Below are 24,411 nucleotides of genomic sequence, written 5' to 3' on the forward strand. Positions count from 1 at the left end.
GAGGCTTGTTGCTGTAACAGATTTCATAATGACTGCCGAGGGATCAATCATGCGACATTCCAACACCAAATTCCTGCAAAGTCTGCCTATTTTAACACGTCTCGCTTTGTATTATTCGTGCTTTTTGGCCGTATTAGGCAAGCTCTGCTGCCGTTTGCTAGCTTATAAAGATAATCCTTGCCCCCCAGACGATAAATCACTACATTCCACCGCGTTTTCCCGGTCAGGCTCATTCCTTACACGTCCACGACTCGTACCAGGCAGGTTCATCGTGCAAATTGAAAGACTCCGGAGTTTCGCTCCGCGCACCCTTCGTATCACGGCATGTTTCACAATCGCGGCGTCCATGTTGGCTGCGCAAGCTTGGGGGGTGCCGAGCGATCAGCTTATGTCCGCCGAAACGCAAGGCTTTGCCTCGGTTGGAGATATTAACCTTTTGATCGAACATTGGCACCAAACCCAATTGGGCCAACTTGTTCAAGACGATGCGATGCGACCGTTCGTCGATCAGATGAAGAAGCAACTCGAAGAAAAGATTTCCGGTGCGAAGGAAAAACTTGGCATTACTTATTCTGACCTCCAAGAGATCGCTGGCGGTGAAATTGGCGTTGGCATGGCATCGGTTAAAAATGGCCGTGCCGCGATCGCGATGACCGTCGACACCACCGGTCATCAACGTCAACTTGAAAAGCTCTTGAAGAAGGTCGATGCCGATATCGAAAAAATGAGCGGCAAGAAAAGCACGGCCAATCACGATGGGACCGAGTTCGTGACGTTTGATATCCCTCCTCAAAAGGAAGGGGATATTGCTCGTCAAACGATCTATTTTATTAAAGACAATATCTTGGTGGCCACTGACAACGCCCAACTAGCCAACGAAATGTTCCAGCACTTCCAAAATAAGGAAGGGAGCCTTTCGGAAGTCGTCGGCTATCAACAGACCATGGAGCGTTGCCAAAAAGAAGCTGGCGATCTCAAGCCTGACATGCGTTGGTTTGTGAATCCCTTCGGTTATGCCAGTGCTGTTCAAACCTTGGAACCGGCCGACGCCAAGAAAAAGGGGAAGGACTATGTCAAGATTCTCTCCGAGCAAGGCTTCGACGCGATCCAAGCTCTGGGTGGTTTTGTGAATCTCTCAGTTGACGGTAGCTACGAGTTACTGCACCGCACTTCGGTTTACGCTCCCCCCATCCCTGGCGAAGAGCAAAAGTACGAGTTGGCCATGCGGATGATGAAGTTCCCCAACCAGACTGAACTCACGGCCAACAAGTGGATCCCCCGCCAGTTGGCCTCGTTTCGCACGATGAGCTGCGATCTGCAGAATGCCTACGACCACGTGAGCACGCTGTTTGATGCGATCGCTGGCTATGAAGACGCCTTCGCCAATATGGTCGAAGGGTTGGAACGCGATCCTTACGGTCCGCAAATCAACGTGGAACGCGACTTGGTCGCTCACGTTGGCGAGCGTGTCACCTTCGTGACGGACTACGAATTGCCGATCAATCCTAAATGCGAACGCTTTATGATCGTCTTGGAAGTGAAGGACGAAAAAGCCATGGCTGCCACGGTGGCCAAGTTGATGGAAAGTGAACCCAACTCCGTGAAGGGTGAATTCGAAGGCAAAACCATCTGGGAGATTGAAGAAGCTCAGGATGATATTCCTGAAATCGATATCGCTATTCAAGACCTCGATCTGCTGGAAGAAAATCCCGAAGCTGTTTCCGAAGACCAACCCTTGGGTGGTAATGCACTTGCTTCCTCGGCCGTCTGTGTGACCGACAATCACTTGTTCATTGCTTCACATGCTGATTTCTTAAAGAAGATTCTCGCCGCCGAGAATGCGGAAGACAAACTGAACACGGCAACGGACTTCAAAGAAGTTGAGGGCACGATGACGGAATTGCTGCCCGGTCCGATTTCAGCCCGATTCTTCGTTCGCACCGATGAAGCCTATCGCCCAATTTACGAATTGATCAAGCAAGGCAAGATGCCTGAATCGGAAACTCTACTGGGTCGCGTGCTGAATCGCATGTTGGCTCCCGAAACCGACGACGAAACCGTCTTGCGTGAGCAAAAGATCGACGGCACGAAGCTGCCTGAGTTCGAAGTCGTTCGCCGTTACTTTGGCCCCTCGGGCACGGTCGTGCGAAGCGACGAAGACGGTTGGTTTGTCGTGGGTGCGACGCTGAGCAAGCAGACCGCTCAAGCACGGGCCAGCAAATCAGAATCGAGCGACGAGAAGACAGTTCGCTAAGAGCTATCCGCTTCTGATTGAAATGAATACTTATAGACCACGTTGGACTCTTTGGGTCCAACGTGGTTTTTTGCTTTAATAAATTCTCTTTTCTTTGATGATTTCGCTCATCTATCTTTACTTCCACTCGCGTAGCTATCTACAGCTTGCTTTCTCGATTGAACTGTGGCGGCGAGATGCTCTTCGTTGAAATAGATTGTCAACGCAGTATCTCTGCATCCTTTTTGCTGCAATTAGCAAGTTCAAGAAAATTGCCACCCACTTTCTCCTACCTGGATAAAACAGCTCATGATTCAACAACTACGTTTGCGGTATCTATCTAACTTGCTAGTCCTGGTTGTCGCCGGCTCGGCGTCGCAAAGTTTTGCAAACCATATTTTAGGCTACGCTTTTAACGATTCACCGGGGGCCGTAACGGCTGTAGCTGATGGCAGTGCTGCTGGGTCGGCACCCGCGTTAAACATCATTGCTCCTGGCGTGATCGGAGGGGATGGCAGTGGGGTGTCAGGTCTACTTGGAGACCGCGCCTTCAACAACTCGGCCGCCACCAGCATGGGCGGAACCGTGAACAGTTCCGGTGGTCGAGGCACTCATGCTGCCGATTTCGACGCGATCGACGGCCTACTGAAATTCACCATTGGCGGCTGGTTCAAAACAGCCACGAATGCGCCCATTGGCGCCAATGCGGTGCTGTATGCGAATCGTTCCGGAGTTGCCGGCGTCAGTATCCATGGCGATCCCAACATCCCGGGAAATCTAGTGTTGGCCGTGGATAATAGTTCGAGTACCTCGGCTGGTTTCGGTGCCACTCAAGAGTGGGTCAATTTTGCTGTGACCTACGACGGCACGATATTGCAGCCAGGCCCGAACGTATTCTTCTATGCCGGTGGTGTCAATACTCCACTCGCTCTGGTCGGTTCGGGAACGAACACCAATGGTTCAGGAAATGATCCAGCATCAAACGAGACCGCCGCTCTCAGCTTAGGTGCGCGTGTCTTGTTTGGGGCGGTTGATGCCGACCCCTTTGATGGGTTGCTTGATAACTTACGGGTTTGGGGCGAGGTGGTGCCTCTTGCCACTTTGGAAGGGATTCGCCGGATGGATGCCGGAGTTGTGCCCGAACCAGCCACGTTCCTCACTCTTTTGCTCGGCCTCGGAAGCCTGGCTATATCGCGCCGCAACATTCGCTAGTGATTGTTAAATAATCCATCACGACACAATAGCACTCACCTTTGATTAAAGGAACTTGTATGAAATCGATCATCTTTTCCGCCGCAGTCTTTATTGCCGCGGCTGCCCCCTGTTCCGCAGAATCCATCTACGGACTAACAAACCTACAACAGCTCGTCACATTTGATAGCGAGACGCGAGCAGTAACTTCCACGACAAGTCTGTCTGGATTTAGTTTGCTTGGCGAAATTCTCTTAAGCATCGATGTCCGCCCCGCGACTGGCCAGCTGTATGGCTATAGCAATCAAAACAATCTTTACGTTATTGATCCCATGACAGGTGATCGGAGCCAAGTTGGCTCGACACTTTCGACGGTGCCCATGGGAGCTTACAAGGCGATCGATTTCAATCCCACGGTCGATCGTATTCGTCTCTTAGCCAGTGGTGGCGCTCCCAACAATCTTCGCGTCAATCCCGATACGGGCACGGTTGTGATGACCGATGGCACGCTGGCATTCGTGGCCGGCGATACGAACGCTGGCGATGCCCCCGCCGTTGTGAATGGTGCTTACACCAACAGCTTTCCTGGCGCAACAACGACGACTCTCTTCGATCTTGAAGCGGGCAATGACGTGCTCGTCACTCAGAATCCGGCGAATAACGGAACATTACAGACCGTCGGCCCGCTGGGATTCAATCTCACCACGAGCGGCGGTTTCACGGGATTCGACATTTCGGGCGAAACCGGCAATGCCTATCTGGTCGGCAACAATCTTGCTGCTGGCGGACTTGCAGTCAACTCACTCTATGAAGTGAATTTAACAACTGGTGCGGCCATGTTGCTTGGCCCTGTGACAGGTGTAAATGGCAGTTTCCGTGATATCGCGATCGCTAATGTGATCCCCGAACCATCGAGTCTGGCAATGTTGGCACTCGGTTCATTTTGTTGTTGGCGCCGCAGACGCTAGTTCACGCGTTCAAATCTGAAACGTTCCCCAGAAGACAGCACAGTTTGGCCTCTCGCCAAGCTGTGCTGTCGTCATTTGATCACGGTGATTGGATCTTTGCCCAGAATGGCCGTTGACGGTCGACGCGAGTGCGTGCGTCTTCCAAGATGACATCCAAGCTAGGAGTCGTATCACCAGTTAAGCGCTTGCCGTTGAGTTCCACGCGGATCGGCTTGCTGAAATCCACCAACTCGGGGCGAAGCCAGATCGTGGTTTCGTCGGCAGCGGAACGGGCGGAGAGTTTGTTGCCGATGAGCACTTCGCCTTTCAGAATCGTCGGCCGCGCTGAACCGCGTGGCCAATTTCCCGGTGTAATCGAATTAGGAAATCCACGGGCTTCGACCCACCAAAAGAAGTTGTCCCAATCGCGCATTGTGTTGCACTGAAAATTCTTCGGCCATTCACGCTTTTGGCGACCCATCCAATCGAAGATGTTCAGAATCTCGTCGTGGTAGGGCTCATAGCCGCGGCCATGATATTCCACGACCGTGGCATTAAATGGTTTCTTGTCGATACGCCGACTGAGGAATTGATCGAAAAGTTGGCTGTTGGTCTTCATTTTCAGCCCGTCTAACTCGCCTGAGACGAAATAGAACGGCACGTAAGCCGCATTCTCCCAATAGTGCTGAATGAATTTTTCTTCCTTGTCGAGCTGGGCAAGAAAAGGAATCGCCCCGGCCCACAGATCGGGATGCGCGATTGCGAAATCCCAAGCCGCATCACCGCCGATGCCATGACCCGAGAGAAACACGCGATCGGGATCGATGCTAAACCGTCGGCTGGCGTCGCGCATCACGGTTAACACGGCCTCATGCTCGCGCAAGGAAAACTCGTAGTTGTATTGCCGTGGTTTGAGCCACTCAACCGCGATCGTGATATAGCCATGCCGCATGGCCTGCCCCTGGCGTGGCCCAGTGGGCTTTCCCTCTTCATCGCGCGGTTGTGGACCTGTCCAATATTCGAGTTCTTGCTCGGGCGAGTTGTAAGCTCCATTGAGAACCACAAGCGTGGGATAATTTCGATAGGGATCATACTCCGGCGGCAATTGCACGAGATAACGAAAATCCCCGCTCTCCGAATAACCGGCGGCCATCAATTCGTAAGCACCAAAACCTTGAGATGCCTCCCGGGGGACGGACCAGGGTGGAGTGAGTTGGGAAAGAATTGCCGCCACCCGAGGCACGGTCAGCCCTTCGACGCTGCGAATGGAATCCAACAGAATGGTTCGTTCGTGAGCGGATGGCTCGGTCAAATATTTGCGGACGACGTTGCGGACAGCGATCAGCGGCACTGCCTCGCCGAAACTTTGAATCGCTTCGCCGGGTCCGAGGATCCAACCCGAAATGGCGAGCGCAATCTTATCTTCGGCCGTCAAATTGGGATCGTCAATCAGTTTGGTAAAGGACAGCAAACGCCCCACGTTGTTGTAGTTGAGGTCCTTGACGATTTCATCGACGACCGACTTTACTAATGCTCGCGTGTCGTCGCTTGCCAGTTGGCCGTATTGAGCCAACAACTGGTCGCGTACGACCTGCATTCCCGACATCTCCGCTTGGTAATTAGCCAAGGCCTCGCGAACTTGCTGCAATGCATCGCCGGGAACGTCATCCACCGGGAAACCCTCCAGCAAGCGGCCGACCAGCTCGTGTTGTCCCGCTTCACGGCGCAGCTGGATCTCCTTCAAAATTCGCCGCGCTCCCATTTGACGAATTTGTTTCGCTTCGGATTTCAAATCTTCTTTATCCGGAAACGCTTTGATGATCGCTTCGAGTTCTTGGCTGGCTTCTCCGTATCGCTCGGCCTGCAAATAGAATCGCACGACCTCCAGCCAATCCTGGGGATCGTCATGCGAAACCGCCTTATCAAGAATCATGGCCAAGGTTTCTTTAGGGATTGAACTCGTGGCGATGCGCATGTCCCAGACGACGGCATCCGGCCGACCCAACAAGCCTTCGACCTTGGCATACCGCGGAGTTAACTCAGTGATTCCCTGCACAATGGCCAGCGGACCTCGGCTCGTCTGCATCTCGTAAATCCGACGCCCGAATTCGTCGAAGCGTGAGATACCAAGACTTGGTCCCACGCTCGCCACGGCTTGGCCAGACTTGGCCGCTTTTTGCCAGAGTTTAATGTTCGCTAAATTTTCAGGGGCCGCGTCGATGATGGCAGCCACATTGGCCCGGGGGACAAAGACACGCCGCAACTCGTCGTCGATCAACAGAATCGGTGTGGCCTTGGCTTCTTCATTCTTATCCGGAGCTGGAGGCACGGGGGCATCTGCCACGCCCGTCATCAACAAGATCCGGCCCGGCAAAATGCGGCCGTCCCTCATCTGGATTTTCTGGGCATACGTCGACGAAACGCACAGCGCCACACACACGCCAACCATGGCCAGCAGAATTCGCAATCGGAAAAACGATGTCATGCCGTGGTCTGTTCTCATGCCATTAATGCCAATAGCAAGCCAAGGATTCGAGACTCAGCTAACTCCTGTAGTTTTCATTGTGGCTTGACCCAGGGAACAGTCAATTTCGCGTTTCGTGTCCCAGAATTGGCGGCACCGGCAAAAAGCCCGCAAAGGCGTGTATTGACAGTCGCTTGGGGCTCGCCGGAAAATGACACCTCAACGCCGACTTTGCCGATTAGGCCGATTGCGCTGCACACCCTTCGAGTTAAACCCACTGTGAACCTGCGGACCGCCCTGAAATGCTTGTTGTTTGCCGTGCTGGGGTTTCCCCTGCTGTCGGTGGTGCTTACCTGGGTCGTCGGGCTACTCGCCGCAATGGGCGACTCCGGTGGGGCCAGTGCTTTCAAGTTCATTAACACCGCGGCGCAAGTGTTGTGGCTCGTATCGCTGGTCGGGCTGGTGGTCGTTTTGGCTCTGGAAGCCTTGGAGCGTTCCCGCGAAGAATAGCCTTTTTCCGGCTCGGATTTCGCCCCATTGCCCCCCTACCCTGCGTGCGCGACAATACCCCGCATGACAGACATTTCACGCCAAAGTTTGCTGCACGACCCGATCCACGGCTACATCCCATTTGTGTCCATCGTCGAAGATGGCGAGACCTCGGAGCGTGTGCTGCTCGATCACCCTTGGCTGCAGCGGCTGCGCCAAATTCACCAACTTCAGACCGCTTGGTGGGTCTATCCCTCGGCTGAACACACGCGATTTCAGCACGTTGTCGGCGCCATGCACATGGCTAGCCGCGTTATTGATTCGCTCTATCCAAGTTTGCAGCAGGTCTGCCCCGATGTCCCCAGTCGGGGTTATGTGGAATGCCTTTGCCGTTTGGCGGCATTGCTCCATGATGTTGGCCATGGCCCCTTTGGTCATTTCTTCGATGCACATTTTCTTTGCGATTACGGTTTAACCCACGAAACGCTCGGTTCGCATATCATTCGCTTCGAGCTCGGCCCCTTGTTGCGGAACGTTCGCACCTGCCCGAACAGTAAACTAAGCGATGGCGAAGCAATCGATCCCGAACAAATTGCCTGGCTCATTACGCGCCCCACCGACAATGACACAGCCGATAAACCTCGCTGGCTGGTGATGCTGCGGAGCTTGTTCTGTGGCTTGTACACCGTCGACAACATGGATTTTGTCCTCCGCGATGCGTACATGTCGGGTTACAGCTCCAGGGTGTACGATTTGGAACGGCTCCTGCGATACACATTTTTCAGCGAGCAAGGGCTCACGATTCATTCCCGCGGCGTGAACGCGCTCGTTCGCTTTCGGCAAGCGCGTAGCGAGTTGTTCCGCGCCGTCTATTTCCATCGTACCGTGCGAGCGATCGACAAAACGCTCGAAGATTTGTTCCGCGAGGGCAAACAGTTCCTCTTTCCGGGCAATCCGCTTGATCATATGCAGGAGTACCAACTATTCACGGAATGGTCGCTCTTAGTTGACGTTGCCCGCTGGCACAAAAGCGATAATCCGGCACAACAGGCCTTGGGGGCTCGCTGGCTAAGGCTATTGCACCGACAAGTGGATTGGGAGCTGGCTGATGAACGGACGCGGCTCGATCCCAAGTCGACCGATCTGTTCCGCAAGGGACGTGAAGTACTCGCCGAACAAGCAATCCGCGCCGAATTGCCCCCCAACTTGCGCGAGATGCCTCTGAAAGTTGACCTGCCGAATTACATCGATCGCCCCGATCCGAAAACGGCCGCCGCGGGGCAGAATTTTCTGTTCCGCTCGGCATCGCATCAAATCCGTCCGCTCACCGACGACGAACTCTACAAGCACTTGCCGATGAGCCAGCTCGTTTGCCGCGTCTACCTGCCCAAGGGAGCCGCTGAGAGCCACTACGCCGCAGTTTCAACGGCCCTCGATAAACTGCTCGGCAGCAACAGCGACGACGATCTCACGAATATGTAGATGAGAGAGGTCAGAGGCCGGAGATCAAGGGCCAGGGGAACTGGGCAGGCCATACCGACGAATGACAAATTCCACTAAAATAGCGGACTCACTGACCTCTTGACTCTGACCTCCGACCTCTCGCGCATGTCTCACGAAATCTACGACAATCCGCTGATTACCCGCTATGCCTCGCCAGCAATGAGCCGGCTATTCAGTCCCCAACATAAACACAGCACCTGGCGGCGATTGTGGGTGATGCTGGCCGAAGCGGAAGCCGAATTGGGTCTGCCGATTTCAGCTGCGCAAATTGCGGAACTACGTAAGCACGTCGACACGATTGATTTCGACGCCGCGGCCAAATACGAACGGCAACTCCGTCACGACGTGATGGCTCACGTTCATGCTTATGGCGATCAATGCCCCACCGCGCGGCCGATCATCCATTGGGGCGCCACCAGTTGCTTTGTGACCGACAATGCGGATTTGATAATCTTTCGCGAAGCGCTCAATATGGTCTGCGCGCGTTTGGCTGCCGTGATCGATGCCTTGGGAACTTTTGCCGAGAAGTATCGCGACCTGCCGACTCTCAGCTTCACGCACTTGCAACCCGCCCAACCCACGACCGTCGGTCGCCGGGCTTGTCTCTGGGCCTACGATCTGGCGCTCGATTTGGCGGAGCTTGAGCATCGGTTGTTCGCGCTCGCCGCCCGCAGCACCAAAGGCACGACGGGAACTCAAGCCAGCTTCCTCGAAATCTTCCACGGTGATCACGACAAAGTTCGCAAGCTCGAACAGTTGGTTGCCCAGAAGATGGGCTTCACGATGACTTACGCCGTGACGGGACAAACCTATCCGCGCAAAGTCGATGCTCAGATCGTCGATTCACTCGCCGGAGTGGCCGAATCGGCTCACAAGGCGGCAACCGATCTTCGCATCCTGGCCCACCGCAAGGAGATCGAAGAACCGTTCGAGAAAGACCAAATCGGTTCCTCGGCGATGGCTTACAAGCGCAACCCCATGCGGTCGGAGCGTATCTGCGGCCTGTCGCGGTTCGTGATGAGCCTGCAATCAAGCACCGGTGCCACCGTGGCCACGCAGTGGATGGAACGCACGCTCGACGACAGCGCCAACCGTCGGCTGGTGATACCCCAAGCCTTCCTGGCCGTCGATGCGGTCTTGATCCTGTATCAGAATGTTGCGAGTGGTTTGGTCGTCTATCCTGAGGTGATTGCTCGCAACTTGCGAGAAGAACTGCCGTTCATGGCAACTGAAAACATTCTCATGGCAGCCGTCGCCGCGGGAGGAGACCGCCAAGATCTGCACGAACGAATCCGCCAGCACAGCCAAGCCGCCGCCGCCGAAGTCAAACAACTTGGCAAACCCAACGATTTGCTCGATCGCTTACGCCAGGATTCTGCGTTTGCCGAAGTAGATCTCAACGCTGCCGTCGACCCAACAAAACTGACTGGCCGCAGCCCCGAACAAGTCGACGAATTCCTCGCCGAAGTGGTGACGCCGATTCGCGAACGTTACGCCGACCAACAGTCACTGGCAACAGAATTACGCGTTTAAATCAAATCCAACGGCGAACTGCGGCGGTGGCGTTTGGAACTGCAATCGCCGCAAATACCTGAGATGATCAGCCGATGGCCGGTCACGCGGAAGGAATACTCGCCTGCCACGGCCTCGCGCAGCGATTTGAGCTCGCTACTTTGAAACTCGATGAGCTGATCGCACATCGTGCAGTGCAAATGATCGTGCTGGGGATAGCCATAATCATGTTCGTAGACCGCGCGGCCGCTTAGATTCATGCGGCGCAGCAGGCCGGCATCGACGAGCTCGTTCAAGGTTCGATAAACCGTTGGGCGGCTAACTTTGCCACCCTCGGGAAGACTGGCCAGATTGTAGATCAACTCTTCGGCGTCGAAATGGTCGTGCCGCTCGAAGATGTAATCGATCAGAATCCGCCGCTGCTGGGTGATCCGCTTTCCTTTGCTTTGCAGGAATTCGGAAAAGCGATCCTGGGGCGAACTCGAAACTTCGACCGTGCCTAAGGAATATCCGCTTGCCATGATCTGCCTGCCTTTCTTGATCGTCAGGACAGTCTCATTAACACGCGCTAAGCAATCGTTATTGAGACTCCTGCTGACACGCCACTCGCCAGAAACACTTATCAGGCAAGCATGTGAGCAACCACGCTCCGTGCTTATTGATTCTAAGCGAACTGGTGCTGAGTCTCAAGATGCCACAAAAGTCGCGTGGCAAAGCGGTTTACGGCTTAGGCCACGTCGTCGAGCAATCGCTCGAGTGCGGCATCCAGTTTGTCGGCTGTTTCGTAGGTCCCGGCGGCAATTTCGTTCTTGATGCGAGCCACCAGATCGGTGCGTACGTCGCCCATTTCAGCTTGCTCAATGGCAGCTTGGGCGGCGGCCGAAATGTCGAGTTGATCATCCATCCCCGTTACGGAGAACTGAGGACGCGCCGCTTGGCTGCGTGCCGAGTAAGGGCCTTGCAGAGCATGAGCACCATGAACATGAGATGAGCTTTGGATTTGCATTTTCGTACTCCGGTGTTGAACACCTTGTTTTGCACTCGCGGCGGACGCTGGGTTTAGTGTATCGCCTGGGAAAAGTCGAGCCAATCGGGTTAATAAAGGAAGAACATGCTGTCAGCGGATATCGCAGTCAGGTTGGGGAGAAGATCGCCGAAGCAAACCTGATGACGAGATCGCGGTTGCGATTTCCAAAAGTATCATCGGCGGTCTGCTAGCAGCCTTCCAAAAAATTCTTCCCGAGGCCGGTCGCTCGTGCAAAACCTCCTGTAACAAGTGTGACAATCGTGATCCGTCACGAGGCGTTCTAAACCTCGCAATTGTTGACTTTTCGCAACCGCAGGCATGCCGATTACGACTTGCCAACTTGTCGTAGCAATCAAGTCCACGACGGGGATTCTAGGGGCCAAACCGCGTGTGCGGTTCATGCCGCCCAGGCTTAGTTACGCGACGGGGCGGCAGCCTGTTCGCGTGTTCTTTACGCGGCTGCGATCTGGCTAGACTTACGGGTTTGCGGATCGTAAAGGAACGCTTTTTCCCCGTCAACGGCATCTTTCAGCCCCCAAAATCAACAATGCTGGCATGTGCGGCGGAACCTCCGCGGTGGCCGGGGGTTTGGTAGAATAAGTATGACCACTCCCACAATCTAGACCATCGCTATGAATATCCACCGCCCATTGAATGCCGTGGTTTTGTGCGTCCTCATCTTGTTGGCCGGCCCAGCGCTGGCAGACGAGCAGGACGAGTTGTTCAGACGGCTCGACGCCGACCGAGATTTGCAAATCACCAAGGGTGAGATTTCCAAAGAGAATGCTCCCCTGTTCCAACGGCTGATTCGCAAAGCCGATTCCAACAAGGATGGCCAGCTTTCCGCCAAAGAATGGAAGGCAGGGCTCATTTCAACTCGCCCCGAAAAGCCGATCACCGAAAAAGCCGACAGCGAACTGCCGGGGGCCGACGCCTTGCTCTTGGTGCTGGCGTGGATGGACGAAGACGCCGACCTGACGATCACCTCGGCCGAGGTTCTCCCCGAGATGCGACCCCTGTTCGATCAATTTATCAAAGTGGCCAACCTCAAAAACCCCGACCGTCTGCCTGTGCCCCAGCTTAAACAGCAGTCGATTCGCTATTTGGGCATCACCAACCGTTTCATCAGCAGTCAGGGGATCGATCCCGAAGTCGAGCTAGCGCTGCTTAACGACAAACAAGCGGCCTACGTCGAACGCCTGCGTACCTCGCTTCGCCCGGGAAACATGATGGAGAACCCCGACAACGCCATGATGTTGTTCAGCGAACTGGACACAAATGGCGATGGGAATGTCACGGCCGACGAGGTCCCCGAGCCATTCGCTGAACGGTTTACCGAGTTGCTCCAGCGAGCGGACCGCAATCAAGACAAGCAGTTGAGCGAGCAAGAATTCAAGTCGTTCAGCAAGCGAGTCGCGGGGCTCGCTGCCAACCGCCCGCCGCTGGCTGAAACCAACCAACGTGTCCAAGAAATTCTCAAACGTTCCGACCGCAATGGCGACGGCCGACTCAGCCGCAAAGAAGCGCCCCCGCGAATGGCTCAGCGGTTCAAACGGCTCGACCAAAATGGCGATGGACAACTCGATTCCACGGAGCTTTCGCGTGCTGTGGAAATCCTCGCGACGCTGCGGAATTCCGCAGGACTTCAACCGGCTTCGCTGCCTCTCTCCGACGAAGCGCCCAAAAAGAACCGAAAAAAATAGGGTTCTTCTCACAGCGATCGACGTAACAAACGCGCAAGTGTCTACGCTTCAAAAGACGTAGGCCAAAATTGCGTTGAACCGCGAACTTTCTTAACGTGTCCTGCGTATGATTCAGTAACACGAGCGGGATCGTTCGCCCCAGTTAATGGGTTGTTTCGAGGGATCGGCGGAACAGAGTTTAGTATCCCCCGTTTTGCGGCGACCCTGCCCAGGAGTTTTTACAATGGCAAGTTCACAGTCTCCTCTCCCAGCTCCCACCCCAGCGGACACCGGTCACGAACTGCCTCCAGTGACCGTCGATGGTCATGCCCTGTTTGAATTCAGTCTGCAAATGAACCGGGCCATCAAGAAAATGGAAGCTCGTTTCGGCGCCACCGAAAAGGCCCGGATTCCGTTCAACCGCATCAGCTGGCAGCAACCGCCCAAGAACCCGCGCTGAAACTGCACAACACGGCGAACGGGGTTGCGTTAGCTCCCTGCATGCACGACTCCACGCTCATCACTTGGCTGTACGTTCGGCAACGGTATCTGGAAACCAAGTCGGCGTGATCGCGTAATAATGGATTTCCGTCTCGGCGTCAGGCTCCCCGACGGCATGCGGGGCGATCAGCAATGTTTCGCCTCGCGCCAATTGGCAACTTGTCGAAATCGTTCTGCGCGACTGGCGAGGGTTCTGCACCACAATGTCTTTTCCCGGCAACTTAACCTCGCTCACTCCATCAATCTGCGACATCGTGAGTTGACAACTTAATTCGATTGCATTGGCATCCACGACCCAAGGCTGAACTTCGAGTTGAACCCCTTCCGAAAGGACCACGATTTCAGGCTGAGCAGCGGTCGCGAGTTCGCCTTTGATATATTGAACCCCCACGACAAACGGACGCTGGGATTCGTCTCGCACATGCCCCCTCTGTCCGTTGAACAACGTTACCTTAGGGAATGCTAGGTAGGAATTTCTTGGCCCCCGCCGAGATCGCTCGACGATGCGCCGCAACTGGTCTTGGTCAATGACCATCACCATGTACGGACCATACTCCCAAGAACCCGACTCGACGACCGCTGAAATCCCTGACTCAGGCTGCGAGCCTTCCCTCTTAACCCGTTGAGGCCAGCGAGATGTTTTTGTGGCGGTCGGCAAGACGAATTTGACGGCTTCTTCCCAATTGATATCGCCGAGCGCTTCAATATCCGACGCACCAAAAACTCTCGATTCGACGGACACTTGCCACGGCCCGGCAAGTTCTATGGCATCGAGTACGTTGGTAAAGAAGTCGTGGCCCCACTGCGACATCGTCACACGAATTCGGTCCGTATCGCCAGCCAGCTCAACAACTGATTCGACTTGCAAAAATGGCATCTTGAGAAACGAGAGAATATGTAGCCGGGCATCGCGGCCGGGATCCGCTGCTACGATTTTCTCCAAGGCGGGCGCGAGGTTGTAGATTCGTTCCTCAATCGCTCCTTTGTCTTCCTCTTCTAAAGGAGGAATATGAAATTGATGCAAGGCGGGTTCAACGCCCACCATCGATTCCTCAAGCGACTTGTCTTTCGCGTCCCAACTCGCCGCGTCGGTCAATCCGACAACCGCCAATAAACCAACGAGCCCACTCATCGCCAATCGCGTAAGCTTTCGCTGGCCAAGCTGGTCGCCGTGAAAGGCCTCGATGCGGGCAGTCAATTGATTCATCGGTTGAGCGAACCACAGTCCCACAAAGCCCAAGCTTGTTGGTGCTTGCCCCGTCGCGAATCGCAGGAGCAGCTCCGTATAAGCGGGCCGCTCGGCGGGTGTCGTGAATCGCCGCACGGCATCGTCACAAGCCAACTCTCGATAGATCGCAATCCGCTTTCTCGTCAGCCAAGCGATCGGATTAAACCAATGCACCGCTTGCACAAAGGTCAGCAACCAGGAGATCAATCCATCGCGGCGTCGCAAGTGGATGACTTCATGCAGCATGATCAAACGAAGTTGGCTCAGGTTGAGCTGTGCGCTCGTCTCAACTGGCAGGCATAGCGTCGGACGCCAGACGGCAAACAAGGCGGGTGTAGACAACTCGGGGACATATTTCAGCCGCGGGCGTCTGCCGACGCCGACCTGATCGCAAACTCGCAGCAACTGATCAACCACTGGGCCATCTTGGACAAGCTCAATGCCGCGCACCCGCCAAGCGAACCTCGCCGACGCAACAACGGCTCGCAAAAGGACAATCGCCACGCCAACGAACCAGACGATCGCGAGACAGAACAGAAATCTATCAACCCAATCGACAGCTTTCGCAGGAGCTTGTGCGAAAGGATTCGCCATCCACTCCCCGACATTCACCGGTTCACCGGCAAGGCGCCCGATAAGTCCGTCCGACGCCACCGCAGCAAATCCAATTTCAGTCTGCGATTCGGGTTGCGCATCAAATAACCGCCAAACACTTTGTAGGCTCAGCGAACTTTCCGGTGCGTAGGGCATCAGCAACCGCACGGCGACCAAGGTCCATAACACACACCGATAGCGAGCAGCAACACGACGACAAACCGTGTAATCGAGCGCTAGCATCACGAGAACCAATGGCACACTAGCCAAGGCCGCACTCAGCGTCATCGCAAATCCGTTGGCAATCCCCACGAAAATTTCGCTCATGACTTAACTTCCTTGTGATCGAGAAGGCGACGAAGTTGGTCAACTTCCTCGCTGGTAAGCTTCGACGTTTTGACAAGATGCATGAGGGCCGGCGCGGCGGACCCTCCGAACACGCGATCCAAAAACGACCGGCTTGCTTGCCGCACGCAATCCGAACGTTTCACGCAGGCTCGGTACAGATATCGCTTGCCTTCTTGATCGAAGACTAGCACCTTCTTCTTGATGAGCCGGTGGAGCATCGTCTTGATCGTCGCACTCGACCAACCGTTGGGTTCAGCCAACTGATCGATCACATGCTGCGCTTCGACGGGCTGATCCCGCCAAACGACGTTCATGACTTGCCATTCGGCCTCGGAAATCGCCAATGCTTCAGACATTTTGCAGGACCTCCGTAAAGTTGGCCCCACAATAGATTACATTTGTAATCGATGTCAAGATGAGTCTTACCGTGTTCGCGGGCCAGCTCATTAGTATTCAAACCGCCAAGGTCGCCAATTGCGCCAAGGATGAGTTAGCAACGAAACTGTGTGAATTTCACGAACTACATGATTCGTTAAATTCGTGGAGATTCGTGGTTAAAAAACTATTTCCTGGCGTCTGAGGGCGTTCTTGGCGGTTCGAATATTCAACCGGTAGTTTTCCTGCTCTCTAGGTAGGCCAAGTTGTCGATACCGCGCTACTGCGGTTATGATGTGAGCACGCACTCGTTTTCACATCGAACCATCGGATAGTTTTCATGCGGGTTTTGCTGGCAAGTCCTCGCGGTTTCTGCGCGGGGGTCAATATGGCGATCGACGCCCTCGACTTGGCGATCCAGTCGCTCCCCGCGCCGATTTACGTTTACCACGAAATCGTGCACAACAAATACGTGGTGAATCGCTTCAAGGAACAGGGAGTCGTGTTCGTCGACGAGCTGACCGACGTTCCGCCGGGTGCCACCCTGCTCTTCTCGGCTCACGGTGTGTCGCCCGAGATCCGCCGCTTGGCCCGGGAACGCAACTTGCGCGCGATCGACGCGACCTGCCCGCTTGTGACCAAGGTCCATCTCGAAGCCATCAAGTATGCCAATCTCGGCTACACGATTTTGCTCATCGGCCACGACGGCCACGACGAAGTGATCGGCACGATGGGAGAAGCGCCCGAAGCGATCCTGCTGGTCGAGACTCCCGAGGACGTTGACAAGCTCGCCATTGCCGACGAAACAAAAGTCGCGTATCTCACGCAAACGACATTAAGCGTCGACGATGCCAACCGCATCATCCGCCGGTTGAAGGAGCGTTTTCCACACATCGCCGCGCCGCCGAAGGACGACATTTGCTACGCCACGCAAAATCGGCAAGAAGCGGTGTCGGTCCTCGCTGCAGAAGTCGATCTCACGCTAGTGCTTGGCAGCCAGAACAGTTCCAACAGCCAACGCCTCGCGGAACTTTCCCGTGAACGCGGCGTGACGGCCTACTTAATTGACGGCGTCGAGGACATCGACCCTGCCTGGTTCACCGAGGCCCAAACCGTGCTCGTCACCGCCGGTGCCAGTGCCCCCGAAGTTGTGGTCGAAGCCGTGCTTGATTTTCTCTGCGACAAGTTTGGCGCTAGCGTGCAATCGCGGTCGCTCCGCACCGAGGACGTGTCGTTCCCCCTGCCCAAAGAGCTGCGAATCCTGACCACAAATTAAAAATCACACATCATTAATTCTTTTCACTGCCAACTGACTTGCAGTTGGTTCTCGATGCGCTCGACGCCGTCCACCCGGCGCAGCACTTCTTGAGCCATCTGCTTTTGGTGGAACGAACTGACCGTGCCTTCGAGACGCACCAAACCATCGGCGGCTTCAATGCGAAATTGTTTTGCCGAAAGATAGGGGCTGCTCGTTAAGGCACCCCGAACCTGCTCAAAGAAGGGACATGCTGTGGCCATAGCTGGCATGATTCCAATCCGGTAATCGAGGAAGAAGGAGGGAGTTTCCCAGAGAGGGCCATCGACTCGGTGACACATCATGGCCCGAAAAAATATCGGCCATGTTTTGGGTCCGTGTCGGCGAGGGGCTCGTCTCCCAGCTGGAAATCTCTGAAAACTCGGCCGGTCGTGCTGGCAGTGCCGTTTGGACGCGGCTAGCTAGCACCCAAGACACAAACAGCAGACGGCTGCCGTTTAAAATCGGCATAACATTGGGGCGGACTGTAGCCGAGCGTGGAGACCCACTCCAGGGCAATTTCCCGTGGAGCAGCGCAATTTCCCAAGGGATTTACCCTCGAAATTGCCGAGAAGCGGTGGCCGGTTGGCGTGACAGCCCGCCTAGTTAGCTTTGTAGCCAAGCAGGCAGTTCGCCGGATTCGGGCAGGTGGATCACCCGGGCGCTGCTGATCGACGGGAGCTTTTTCATGGCTTCCAAGGCCTCGGCCGAGGGAGCCGCGTCGAGGTTGAGGATGCCGATGGCGTCGCCACCGGCCTGATCGCGGCCCACCGCCATCTGGCCAATGTTTACGCCGTGCTCGCCGAACAGCGTGCCAACCTTGCCAATGATGCCGGGGACGTCCTTGTGGGTGTATACCAGCAGGCAGCCGTCGAGATAGGCTTCCAGGCGGTAGCCGTCGATCGCCACGAGCCGCGGCATCGACTGGCCAAACACCGTGCCAGCAACTTTGTGGTGGCTGGAATCGGTCTTGAGTTCGGCGGACATCGTCGAGCGGAAGGCCCCCATTTCGCTGTGGGATTCGACCGTCAGCTCGATCCCGCGGTCGCGGAGCATGTACTCGGCGTTCACGAGGTTCACTTCCTCGTCGAGGGCGTTCTTGAGCAACCCGGCCGCAAACACGGCGGTCAGCACCTTGGTATCGCGGTCGGAGATCTCGCCCCGGTAGTTGATTTTGCACTCGCGGACATTGCCTTCCTGCAACCCGGCGATCAACATGCCGAGGCGATAGGCGACGTCGACGTAACCCTTGAGCGATTCGAGTGTTTTGGAATCGAGCGGCGCGACGTTCACCGAGTGGCGGATCGTGCCGTTGATGAGGTAATCAGTCAGCAGCTGAACGGCTTCGACGGCCACGGAGGTTTGAGCTTCCTCGGTGCTGGCCCCCAAGTGCGGCGTGCAGAGAACGCCCGGCTTGCCAAAGAGCGGACTGTCGGTGCAAGGTTCTTCGACGAACACGTCGAGCGCGACGCCAGCGATCTTGCCCGATTCCAAGCCTTTGAGGAGGGCTTCCTCGTTGTAGATGCCACCGCGAGCGCAGTTCACCAGCCGCACGCCGGTTTTCATGACTTCAAGCTGCGGCAGGTCCACGAGATTGCGAGTTTCGTCAGTGAGCGGCGTGTGAACGGTCAGATAATCGACGCTCGGCAACATAGCCGCGACGGTTTCAACGAGTTCAATGCCAAGATCTTGGGCTCGTTCCTTAGACATGAAGGGGTCGTAGCCCATGACCTTCATTTCAAGAGCGAGAGCGCGTTGAGCCACAGCCAAGCCGATGCGGCCCAAGCCGACGACGCCCAACGTCTTGCCAGCGACTTGCGTGCCCATGTAGTTTTTGCGATCCCAACGGCCTTCGCACAAACTTTGGTAAGCAGGGGCGACGTTCCGCGACATGGCCAGCATCAAGGTGATGGTGTGCTCGGCCGTGCTCAGGGTGTTGCCCGCCGGCGTGTTCATCACGACAACGCCGGCGCGAGTAGCTGCGGCTTTGTCGATGTTGTCGGTCCCCACCCCGGCACGCACGACGGCTTTCAAACGGCGTGAGCCGGCCAGCGATTCGGCGGTGATTTTCACGCCACTACGGCAAATCGCGCCATCGAATTCCTGCAGCGCCTGGCGGAGGTCATCACCTTTGAGCCCAGTGCGGACTTCATATTCAATGCCGGGCGCGGCATTGAGCAAATCGAGGCCTTCTTGGGACAAATCGTCGAGAACAATTACTTTGTGCATTTGGTGGGGAATCGTGTTGGAGGAAGTTGAAAGGCCTAGCCGCGATGCAACGCACCGCCGGTCTTAAGTCGCGTGCTTGTCGCGGAAGTCGATCATGAAATCTCGCAAGGCTTCCACGCCCGCGACGGGCATGGCGTTGTAAATCGAGGCGCGGCAGCCACCCACCGAGCGATGGCCAGCCAGAGCGGTTAAGTCTTGAGCTTCCGACTTCGTGAGAAACTCTTTGGTGAGCTCTTCGCTTGGCAATCGGAACGACACATTCATGAGCGACCGGCATTCCGGCTTCGCGTGGCCATCGTAAAAGCCGTTGCTGCCGTCGATGACGTCGTACAGCATTTTGGCTTTCGACTTGTTGATGGCGTACATCTTGTCGAGCCCGCCGATGTCGTTGACCAGCCAATCGGTCACCAGCCGGACGACGTAAATCGCGAATGTCGGGGCCGTGTTCATCAGCGAGCCTTCGTCGGCGTGCAGCTTGAAGTTTAAGTAGGCACCCAGGTCGTCGCTCGAGCGAGCCAGCAGGTCCTTGCGAACAACGACGATCGAAACGCCTGCGGGGCCGAGATTCTTTTGGGCACAGGCGTAGATCATGCCATAGCGGTCGATGGGAATCGGTTTGTGCATGAAGTCGCTGGAAGCGTCGCACACCAGCGGGGCGTTGCCGGTGTTGGGTTCCGTCGGGAATTGCACACCTTCAATGGTTTCGTTGCAGGTGTAATGAACGTACGCCGCGTTGGGATCGAGCTTCAGATCGGCATCGGCAGGCGTGTAAGTGTATTTGCTGTCGGCTCCGTCCCAGGCGACGTTGGTCTTGCCTTCTTTCTTGGCTTCTTTGAGAGCAGCCTTGCCCCAGGTGCCGGTAAGAATATAGTCGGCGCTTGGCTGATCCTTGGTCAGCAGGTTCATCGGGATCATCGAGAACAGCAGCCGGCCACCCCCTTGCAGGAACAGCACCGAATAGTCGTCGCTGATGTTGAGCAGCTTGCGGATATTGGCTTCCGCGGCTTCGATGATCTCCTTGAATGTTGGCGAGCGATGGCTGATTTCCAAAATCGAAGCCTTCGGTTCAGGCAGCACCATAATCTCGCGCTGAATCTGAGCCAGCACCGACTCTGGAAGCACGGCCGGTCCGGCCGAAAAGTTGTAAGCCCTTTGGGTCATGTGATGAACGATCCTTTCTTGTTCCCTCGGTGATCCCCGTCGCCCAACAAAAGGAACTATTTTAGTGGCTTGTGGCGCGGTTGGCGATGGGGCAAGTTTTGCTGTGATTTGGGCGGATTCGCGCTCTCGCGCAGGCGGCTCTCGTCTGACGCTCGCCAGCATTCAGGTTGTTCAGAGGCAGAAGTCGCATTAGACTGCACAGCAACAAAGACCGAAGAGCGTTTTCAGAAGTTCACGTTGGAAATTCCGCCTGCAGAGGAGCAGAGTGCTCAAGAAAATTCTTGACAATTTTGCCGCGATCTTTGACATGGGATCCTCGGGAAGGCTGCTGATTTACAGCGCCTTGGTGGGAATCGTTGCGGGCTTAGGGGCCGCGGTCTTTTACGCCGGCTTAATGACGGTTCAGACGCTCGTGCTGGGCGACATTGTTGGTTACGTACCGCCCGCGGCAGGAACAGAGGGTGTGCCGCGCCCCACGCAATTGCCCACCCAATGGTGGCTGACTCTGCTCGTGCCGACGATTGGCGGCCTAGCTTGCGGTGCTATTGTCTACACATTTGCCCCGGAAGCAGAAGGGCATGGCACGGATGCGTTGGTGAAGGCCTTCCACCGCTTGCGCGGCAAAATTCGTGCGCGCGTCCCCGTCGTCAAAACGATTGCCTCGATCATCACGATTGGCACCGGTGGTTCAGCAGGCCGTGAAGGGCCCATCGCGCAAATTGGTGCCGGCTTTGGATCGTTTCTCGCGGATCGTTTGAAACTGTCCGATCGCGACCGCCGTCTGCTGATGCTATCGGGAGCCGCGGGGGGAATCGGCGCGATCTTCCGCGCCCCGTTGGGTGGTGCATTGTTTTTGAGCGAGGTGCTCTACGGCTCGACCGCGATGGAAACCGCGGCGGTGATTCCCAATTTTATCGCCTCGATCACTGCCTACATGGTGTTCACTCAGATCTTTGGAACAGGCTTGGCTATCAGCATTCCTCCCGGCCTAACATTTGGCGGCATGAGCGAGATTCCCTTTTACTTGGTCTTGGCACTCCTTTGCTCGATCTTTGGATATCTCTATGTGATTGTTTTTTACGGTGTGCGTGATCGCATTTTTCGACCCATGCCGATTCCGATGATTATCAAGCCAGCCATTGGTGGTCTGATGCTCGGCGCGCTAGCCATTGCCTTGCCGCAGGTCATGGCTGGCGGATACGGTTGGATTCAGATGGCCATCGACGGCAAATTGGCGTTTGGACTGATGTTGGTCCTTTGTCTGGGTAAGATTTTTGCCACGGCTTTTACGATCTCCTCGGGCGGCAGCGGCGGCGTTTTTGCCCCGTCACTCTATATTGGGGCCATGCTTGGGGGCGCGTTCGGCGTTGCGGCAGAGAAATTCTTCCCCGACATGATTTCCCACCCCGAAGCCTTTGCGCTTGTGGGTATGGGCGGGCTGTTTTCTGGAATCGCCCGCGTGCCGCTGACGGCCATGTTGATGGTCTGTGAAATGACCGGAAGCTACAACCTGCTGATTCCTCTGATGCTTGTTTGCATGGTGAACATGGCGATTCTCTCGCCGCGTTGGACCTTATATGAACAGCAAGTGTTTGGTTTGGTTGATAGCCCGGCCCATCAGGGCGATTTTGTCATCGACGTGCTTGAGCAAATGCATGTTCGCGACGTCATGGATTTAGCGAGAAAAGTCGATTTGATCCCAGAAGGCATGCCATTGGTTGAAATTCTGCGGATGGCTTCGCTATCAAACAACAGCTACTACCCGGTCGTCGATGCTGACCAGAAGTTAAGCGGCATCTTTTCTTTGCGAGACTTGCGGGCCGTGCTCGCCGGGGATCGTACGGGGACACTGATCGTGGCAGCAGATATCGCGACGTCGCAGGTCATCACCGTAAAACCGGACGATGATTTGCACACGGCACTGCGGCGGTTCACACAAAAGAACGTCGACTATCTGCCGATTGTCGAAGCCGATTCGCCCCGTGAGGTGGTTGGCATGCTAAGTCGGCATGATGTGATTTCTGCCTATCATCGGCGGCTGTCGGAAATCCAACGCGACGATATCGGTCCGCTTGAAGATTAGCGATTTCCTAAGCGGATCACGCTTCGATTGCAAAGGCTTGCCAGATCCCATAGCCTGCCAAAGCCAGAATTGAAATGGCGCTGATCCAAAACGCGACTTTATAAAGTCGCGTTGGTTCAAGTTCGGGGAGAGATCGAAACAGGCGAAAATAGATCGCGGCGAAGACGACGATCAGCAGAATGGCCGCCGTAGCCAATCCGCCAAGCATGACCATGAGGACAGGCTGTTTGATTCTCAGAAAGACGATGGTCCACAGGGCTGGAAAGACGCAGGAAAGGACTTTGATGGAAAGACTGCGCTGTCGGGGATCGTGAAAGCGGATCAAACCAATCTGGCCGAAGGTGTCGGAATAAATGCGAGTCCATGCTGCCAGCGCGGAGAAGACCGTTGAAAACAGCACAAAAAATGCACCGGCCAGAAAAACGTCCTTAGCCCACGGACCGAGCGATTCGGTGTACATGTTCGAAAGCGTGTTAATCATCTCATATCCATCGGGGACCTCACCCTGCTGGTGCAAGACGGCAGCCCCCAAAATATAGAAGGCGGCGGTTACCGTTGTGTAAGCGATCATCGAAGCGATCGCGTCGAACGTCATCACGCGAGTCCAGCCGCGAGCCCGGCTTTGCCAGGCAGGGCTATTGGGTTCATAGGGTCCGACGCGCGCAGCGTATCCCTTCTCCAGCAGCCAATACGTGTACTGCATAATCTCATCGCCCCCGACGCCTGTCAGTCCAAAGGCCGCGAAGGCAAACAAGATCGAGTTGGCGGGAAGCTTACCTGTTAACCCTGATGCTATTTGTTCCCAACGAATAGCGTATTGCGTCCACTGTAACGCGAATACGCAAATCAATGTGAGAATCGTGAATGCCAACGTCATTGTCAGCGACGATAGTTCGATCAGTCTATATTTTTCACTGAAGATCAAGGCGGCAACACTCGCGGCGGTGATCCAACACCACGCTGTCACAGAAATCGCAGGGAAGATTAGGTTGAGCAGAATGCCCAATCCGCCGATGATGCCGCCAACTTGCAGAATTTTGACCGGAAGCAGCGCCAGCCAAATCCAGATCGTCCAGTGGGCGCGTCCGAATCGCCAACCGGGCAGCTTGTTCAACGCCGTCAGTGAAGTCTCGCCGGTTTGAATCGTGTGACGGCCAAACTCCAATTGCAGTGCCACTTTGACAAAGCAACTTAAGAGGATAATCCAAAGCGTGATGAAACCAACTTTGGCACCCAGCGCCGTCGTCGCGATCAATTCGCCCGAACCGACAATTGAAGCCGACAACACAAAGCCGGGGCCACAATATTTCAGTTGTTCCCAAAACCGCGCCGGCGGATCTTGGATTTGGCTGTGGTCAAGATGATAAGGATCCCGCTGTGTCAAAGGGATTAGTTCTTTGATAAGGAGCGATTGATGAGTGAGTTTTGCGAGTGTAAACGCTAAGCGATTCTGAAACAACGTCCCCACGAAGGCGTTGATTCCCTAGCAGACAAGCCCTGCGGAAAACGCTAAAATGCCCGGCGAGCGCCGACTTGGCGGCGTTCCGCGG

At 55.4% G+C, this 24,411-nt stretch carries 19 protein-coding genes; 10 read left to right on the top strand and 9 right to left on the bottom strand.

Features of this window, described 5'->3' with window-relative positions; all coding sequences use genetic code 11:
- The first annotated feature begins 388 nt into the window (after window positions 1-388).
- From AC6T8Q_RS01035 to AC6T8Q_RS01045, 3 genes are all read left to right on the top strand, one after another.
- Window positions 389-2,254 (top strand): hypothetical protein, encoded by a 1,866-nt coding sequence (locus AC6T8Q_RS01035; RefSeq protein ID WP_500677320.1) that lies wholly within the window; start codon window positions 389-391, stop codon window positions 2,252-2,254.
- Between the two features lie 288 nt (window positions 2,255-2,542).
- Window positions 2,543-3,445 carry a PEP-CTERM sorting domain-containing protein gene (locus tag AC6T8Q_RS01040; RefSeq protein WP_500677321.1) on the top strand — a complete coding sequence of 301 codons (903 nt, stop codon included), beginning with the start codon at window positions 2,543-2,545 and terminating at the stop codon, window positions 3,443-3,445.
- A gap of 59 nt (window positions 3,446-3,504) precedes the next feature.
- Window positions 3,505-4,392 (top strand): DUF4394 domain-containing protein, encoded by an 888-nt coding sequence (locus AC6T8Q_RS01045; RefSeq protein ID WP_500677322.1) that lies wholly within the window; start codon window positions 3,505-3,507, stop codon window positions 4,390-4,392.
- A gap of 79 nt (window positions 4,393-4,471) precedes the next feature.
- On the opposite strand, the gene AC6T8Q_RS01050 is transcribed toward AC6T8Q_RS01045, so the two are convergent.
- The gene (locus tag AC6T8Q_RS01050) at window positions 4,472-6,856 is read right to left on the bottom strand and encodes a carboxylesterase family protein (protein ID WP_500677323.1); all 2,385 of its coding nucleotides are present in this window, start codon (window positions 6,854-6,856) and stop codon (window positions 4,472-4,474) included.
- A 258-nt stretch (window positions 6,857-7,114) separates the two neighbouring features.
- On the opposite strand from AC6T8Q_RS01050, the gene AC6T8Q_RS01055 reads away from it, so the two are divergent.
- From AC6T8Q_RS01055 to purB, 3 genes are all read left to right on the top strand, one after another.
- Window positions 7,115-7,345, top strand: a complete 231-nt coding sequence (locus AC6T8Q_RS01055) for a hypothetical protein (RefSeq protein ID WP_500677324.1) — start codon at window positions 7,115-7,117, stop codon at window positions 7,343-7,345.
- Window positions 7,346-7,408: 63 nt separating this feature from the next.
- A complete protein-coding gene (locus AC6T8Q_RS01060) occupies window positions 7,409-8,806 on the top strand; it encodes an HD domain-containing protein (RefSeq protein WP_500677325.1) in 1,398 nt (465 codons plus the stop codon).
- A gap of 126 nt (window positions 8,807-8,932) precedes the next feature.
- Window positions 8,933-10,360, top strand: coding sequence for an adenylosuccinate lyase (gene purB / locus AC6T8Q_RS01065; protein ID WP_500677326.1), 1,428 nt, complete (start codon window positions 8,933-8,935; stop codon window positions 10,358-10,360).
- Here the strand turns inward: purB and AC6T8Q_RS01070 are convergent.
- Both AC6T8Q_RS01070 and AC6T8Q_RS01075 read right to left on the bottom strand, forming a co-directional pair.
- Window positions 10,357-10,860 (bottom strand): Fur family transcriptional regulator, encoded by a 504-nt coding sequence (locus tag AC6T8Q_RS01070; RefSeq protein WP_500677327.1) that lies wholly within the window; start codon window positions 10,858-10,860, stop codon window positions 10,357-10,359. The genes purB and AC6T8Q_RS01070 overlap by 4 nt on opposite strands.
- Before the next feature lie 206 nt (window positions 10,861-11,066).
- Entirely contained in the window at window positions 11,067-11,345 is a 279-nt protein-coding gene (locus AC6T8Q_RS01075) for a flagellar biosynthesis anti-sigma factor FlgM (protein WP_500677328.1), read from the bottom strand.
- Window positions 11,346-11,998: 653 nt separating this feature from the next.
- On the opposite strand from AC6T8Q_RS01075, the gene AC6T8Q_RS01080 reads away from it, so the two are divergent.
- Both AC6T8Q_RS01080 and AC6T8Q_RS01085 read left to right on the top strand, forming a co-directional pair.
- Window positions 11,999-13,069, top strand: a complete 1,071-nt coding sequence (locus tag AC6T8Q_RS01080; RefSeq protein ID WP_500677329.1) for an EF-hand domain-containing protein — start codon at window positions 11,999-12,001, stop codon at window positions 13,067-13,069.
- 289 nt (window positions 13,070-13,358) lie between these two features.
- Window positions 13,359-13,508, top strand: a complete 150-nt coding sequence (locus tag AC6T8Q_RS01085; RefSeq protein WP_500677330.1) for a hypothetical protein — start codon at window positions 13,359-13,361, stop codon at window positions 13,506-13,508.
- A gap of 60 nt (window positions 13,509-13,568) precedes the next feature.
- On the opposite strand, the gene AC6T8Q_RS01090 is transcribed toward AC6T8Q_RS01085, so the two are convergent.
- Both AC6T8Q_RS01090 and AC6T8Q_RS01095 read right to left on the bottom strand, forming a co-directional pair.
- On the bottom strand, window positions 13,569-15,698 hold the full coding sequence (locus AC6T8Q_RS01090; protein WP_500677331.1) for a M56 family metallopeptidase: 2,130 nt from the start codon (window positions 15,696-15,698) through the stop codon (window positions 13,569-13,571).
- Window positions 15,695-16,075, bottom strand: a complete 381-nt coding sequence (locus tag AC6T8Q_RS01095) for a BlaI/MecI/CopY family transcriptional regulator (RefSeq protein ID WP_500677332.1) — start codon at window positions 16,073-16,075, stop codon at window positions 15,695-15,697. Before AC6T8Q_RS01095 ends, AC6T8Q_RS01090 begins: the two co-directional genes overlap by 4 nt.
- A 359-nt stretch (window positions 16,076-16,434) precedes the next feature.
- On the opposite strand from AC6T8Q_RS01095, the gene ispH reads away from it, so the two are divergent.
- The gene (gene ispH, locus AC6T8Q_RS01100; RefSeq protein ID WP_500677333.1) at window positions 16,435-17,370 is read left to right on the top strand and encodes a 4-hydroxy-3-methylbut-2-enyl diphosphate reductase; all 936 of its coding nucleotides are present in this window, start codon (window positions 16,435-16,437) and stop codon (window positions 17,368-17,370) included.
- Window positions 17,371-17,393: 23 nt separating this feature from the next.
- On the opposite strand, the gene AC6T8Q_RS01105 is transcribed toward ispH, so the two are convergent.
- The 3 genes from AC6T8Q_RS01105 to serC all read right to left on the bottom strand — a co-directional run bounded on the left by AC6T8Q_RS01105 (window position 17,394) and on the right by serC (window position 20,778).
- Window positions 17,394-17,693, bottom strand: coding sequence for a BON domain-containing protein (locus AC6T8Q_RS01105; RefSeq protein WP_500677334.1), 300 nt, complete (start codon window positions 17,691-17,693; stop codon window positions 17,394-17,396).
- Window positions 17,694-17,994: 301 nt separating this feature from the next.
- Window positions 17,995-19,617 carry a phosphoglycerate dehydrogenase gene (gene serA / locus AC6T8Q_RS01110; RefSeq protein ID WP_500677335.1) on the bottom strand — a complete coding sequence of 541 codons (1,623 nt, stop codon included), beginning with the start codon at window positions 19,615-19,617 and terminating at the stop codon, window positions 17,995-17,997.
- 63 nt (window positions 19,618-19,680) lie between these two features.
- Window positions 19,681-20,778, bottom strand: a complete 1,098-nt coding sequence (serC, locus tag AC6T8Q_RS01115; protein ID WP_500677336.1) for a 3-phosphoserine/phosphohydroxythreonine transaminase — start codon at window positions 20,776-20,778, stop codon at window positions 19,681-19,683.
- A gap of 265 nt (window positions 20,779-21,043) precedes the next feature.
- On the opposite strand from serC, the gene AC6T8Q_RS01120 reads away from it, so the two are divergent.
- Window positions 21,044-22,861: a chloride channel protein gene (locus tag AC6T8Q_RS01120; RefSeq protein WP_500677337.1), complete on the top strand. Its 1,818-nt coding sequence runs from the start codon at window positions 21,044-21,046 to the stop codon at window positions 22,859-22,861.
- Between the two features lie 16 nt (window positions 22,862-22,877).
- Here the strand turns inward: AC6T8Q_RS01120 and AC6T8Q_RS01125 are convergent, their stop codons facing one another.
- The gene (locus AC6T8Q_RS01125; protein WP_500677338.1) at window positions 22,878-24,329 is read right to left on the bottom strand and encodes an Nramp family divalent metal transporter; all 1,452 of its coding nucleotides are present in this window, start codon (window positions 24,327-24,329) and stop codon (window positions 22,878-22,880) included.
- Between the last annotated feature and the right edge of the window lie 82 nt (window positions 24,330-24,411).

This window comes from Bythopirellula sp., assembly GCF_041737835.1.
Taxonomy (GTDB): Bacteria; Planctomycetota; Planctomycetia; order Pirellulales; family Lacipirellulaceae; genus Bythopirellula.

What these genes read in the sequence shown, in the direction of transcription:
- AC6T8Q_RS01035 (WP_500677320.1), top strand. Translation starts at nt 389, where the DNA reads ATGTCCGCCGAAACGCAAGGCTTTGCCTCGGTTGGAGATATTAACCTT.
- AC6T8Q_RS01040 (WP_500677321.1), top strand. Translation starts at nt 2,543, where the DNA reads ATGATTCAACAACTACGTTTGCGGTATCTATCTAACTTGCTAGTCCTG.
- AC6T8Q_RS01045 (WP_500677322.1), top strand. Translation starts at nt 3,505, where the DNA reads ATGAAATCGATCATCTTTTCCGCCGCAGTCTTTATTGCCGCGGCTGCC.
- AC6T8Q_RS01050 (WP_500677323.1), bottom strand. Translation starts at nt 6,856, where the DNA reads ATGACATCGTTTTTCCGATTGCGAATTCTGCTGGCCATGGTTGGCGTG.
- AC6T8Q_RS01060 (WP_500677325.1), top strand. Translation starts at nt 7,409, where the DNA reads ATGACAGACATTTCACGCCAAAGTTTGCTGCACGACCCGATCCACGGC.
- purB (WP_500677326.1), top strand. Translation starts at nt 8,933, where the DNA reads ATGTCTCACGAAATCTACGACAATCCGCTGATTACCCGCTATGCCTCG.
- AC6T8Q_RS01070 (WP_500677327.1), bottom strand. Translation starts at nt 10,860, where the DNA reads ATGGCAAGCGGATATTCCTTAGGCACGGTCGAAGTTTCGAGTTCGCCC.
- AC6T8Q_RS01075 (WP_500677328.1), bottom strand. Translation starts at nt 11,345, where the DNA reads ATGCAAATCCAAAGCTCATCTCATGTTCATGGTGCTCATGCTCTGCAA.
- AC6T8Q_RS01080 (WP_500677329.1), top strand. Translation starts at nt 11,999, where the DNA reads ATGAATATCCACCGCCCATTGAATGCCGTGGTTTTGTGCGTCCTCATC.
- AC6T8Q_RS01090 (WP_500677331.1), bottom strand. Translation starts at nt 15,698, where the DNA reads ATGAGCGAAATTTTCGTGGGGATTGCCAACGGATTTGCGATGACGCTG.
- AC6T8Q_RS01095 (WP_500677332.1), bottom strand. Translation starts at nt 16,075, where the DNA reads ATGTCTGAAGCATTGGCGATTTCCGAGGCCGAATGGCAAGTCATGAAC.
- ispH (WP_500677333.1), top strand. Translation starts at nt 16,435, where the DNA reads ATGCGGGTTTTGCTGGCAAGTCCTCGCGGTTTCTGCGCGGGGGTCAAT.
- AC6T8Q_RS01105 (WP_500677334.1), bottom strand. Translation starts at nt 17,693, where the DNA reads ATGATGTGTCACCGAGTCGATGGCCCTCTCTGGGAAACTCCCTCCTTC.
- serA (WP_500677335.1), bottom strand. Translation starts at nt 19,617, where the DNA reads ATGCACAAAGTAATTGTTCTCGACGATTTGTCCCAAGAAGGCCTCGAT.
- serC (WP_500677336.1), bottom strand. Translation starts at nt 20,778, where the DNA reads ATGACCCAAAGGGCTTACAACTTTTCGGCCGGACCGGCCGTGCTTCCA.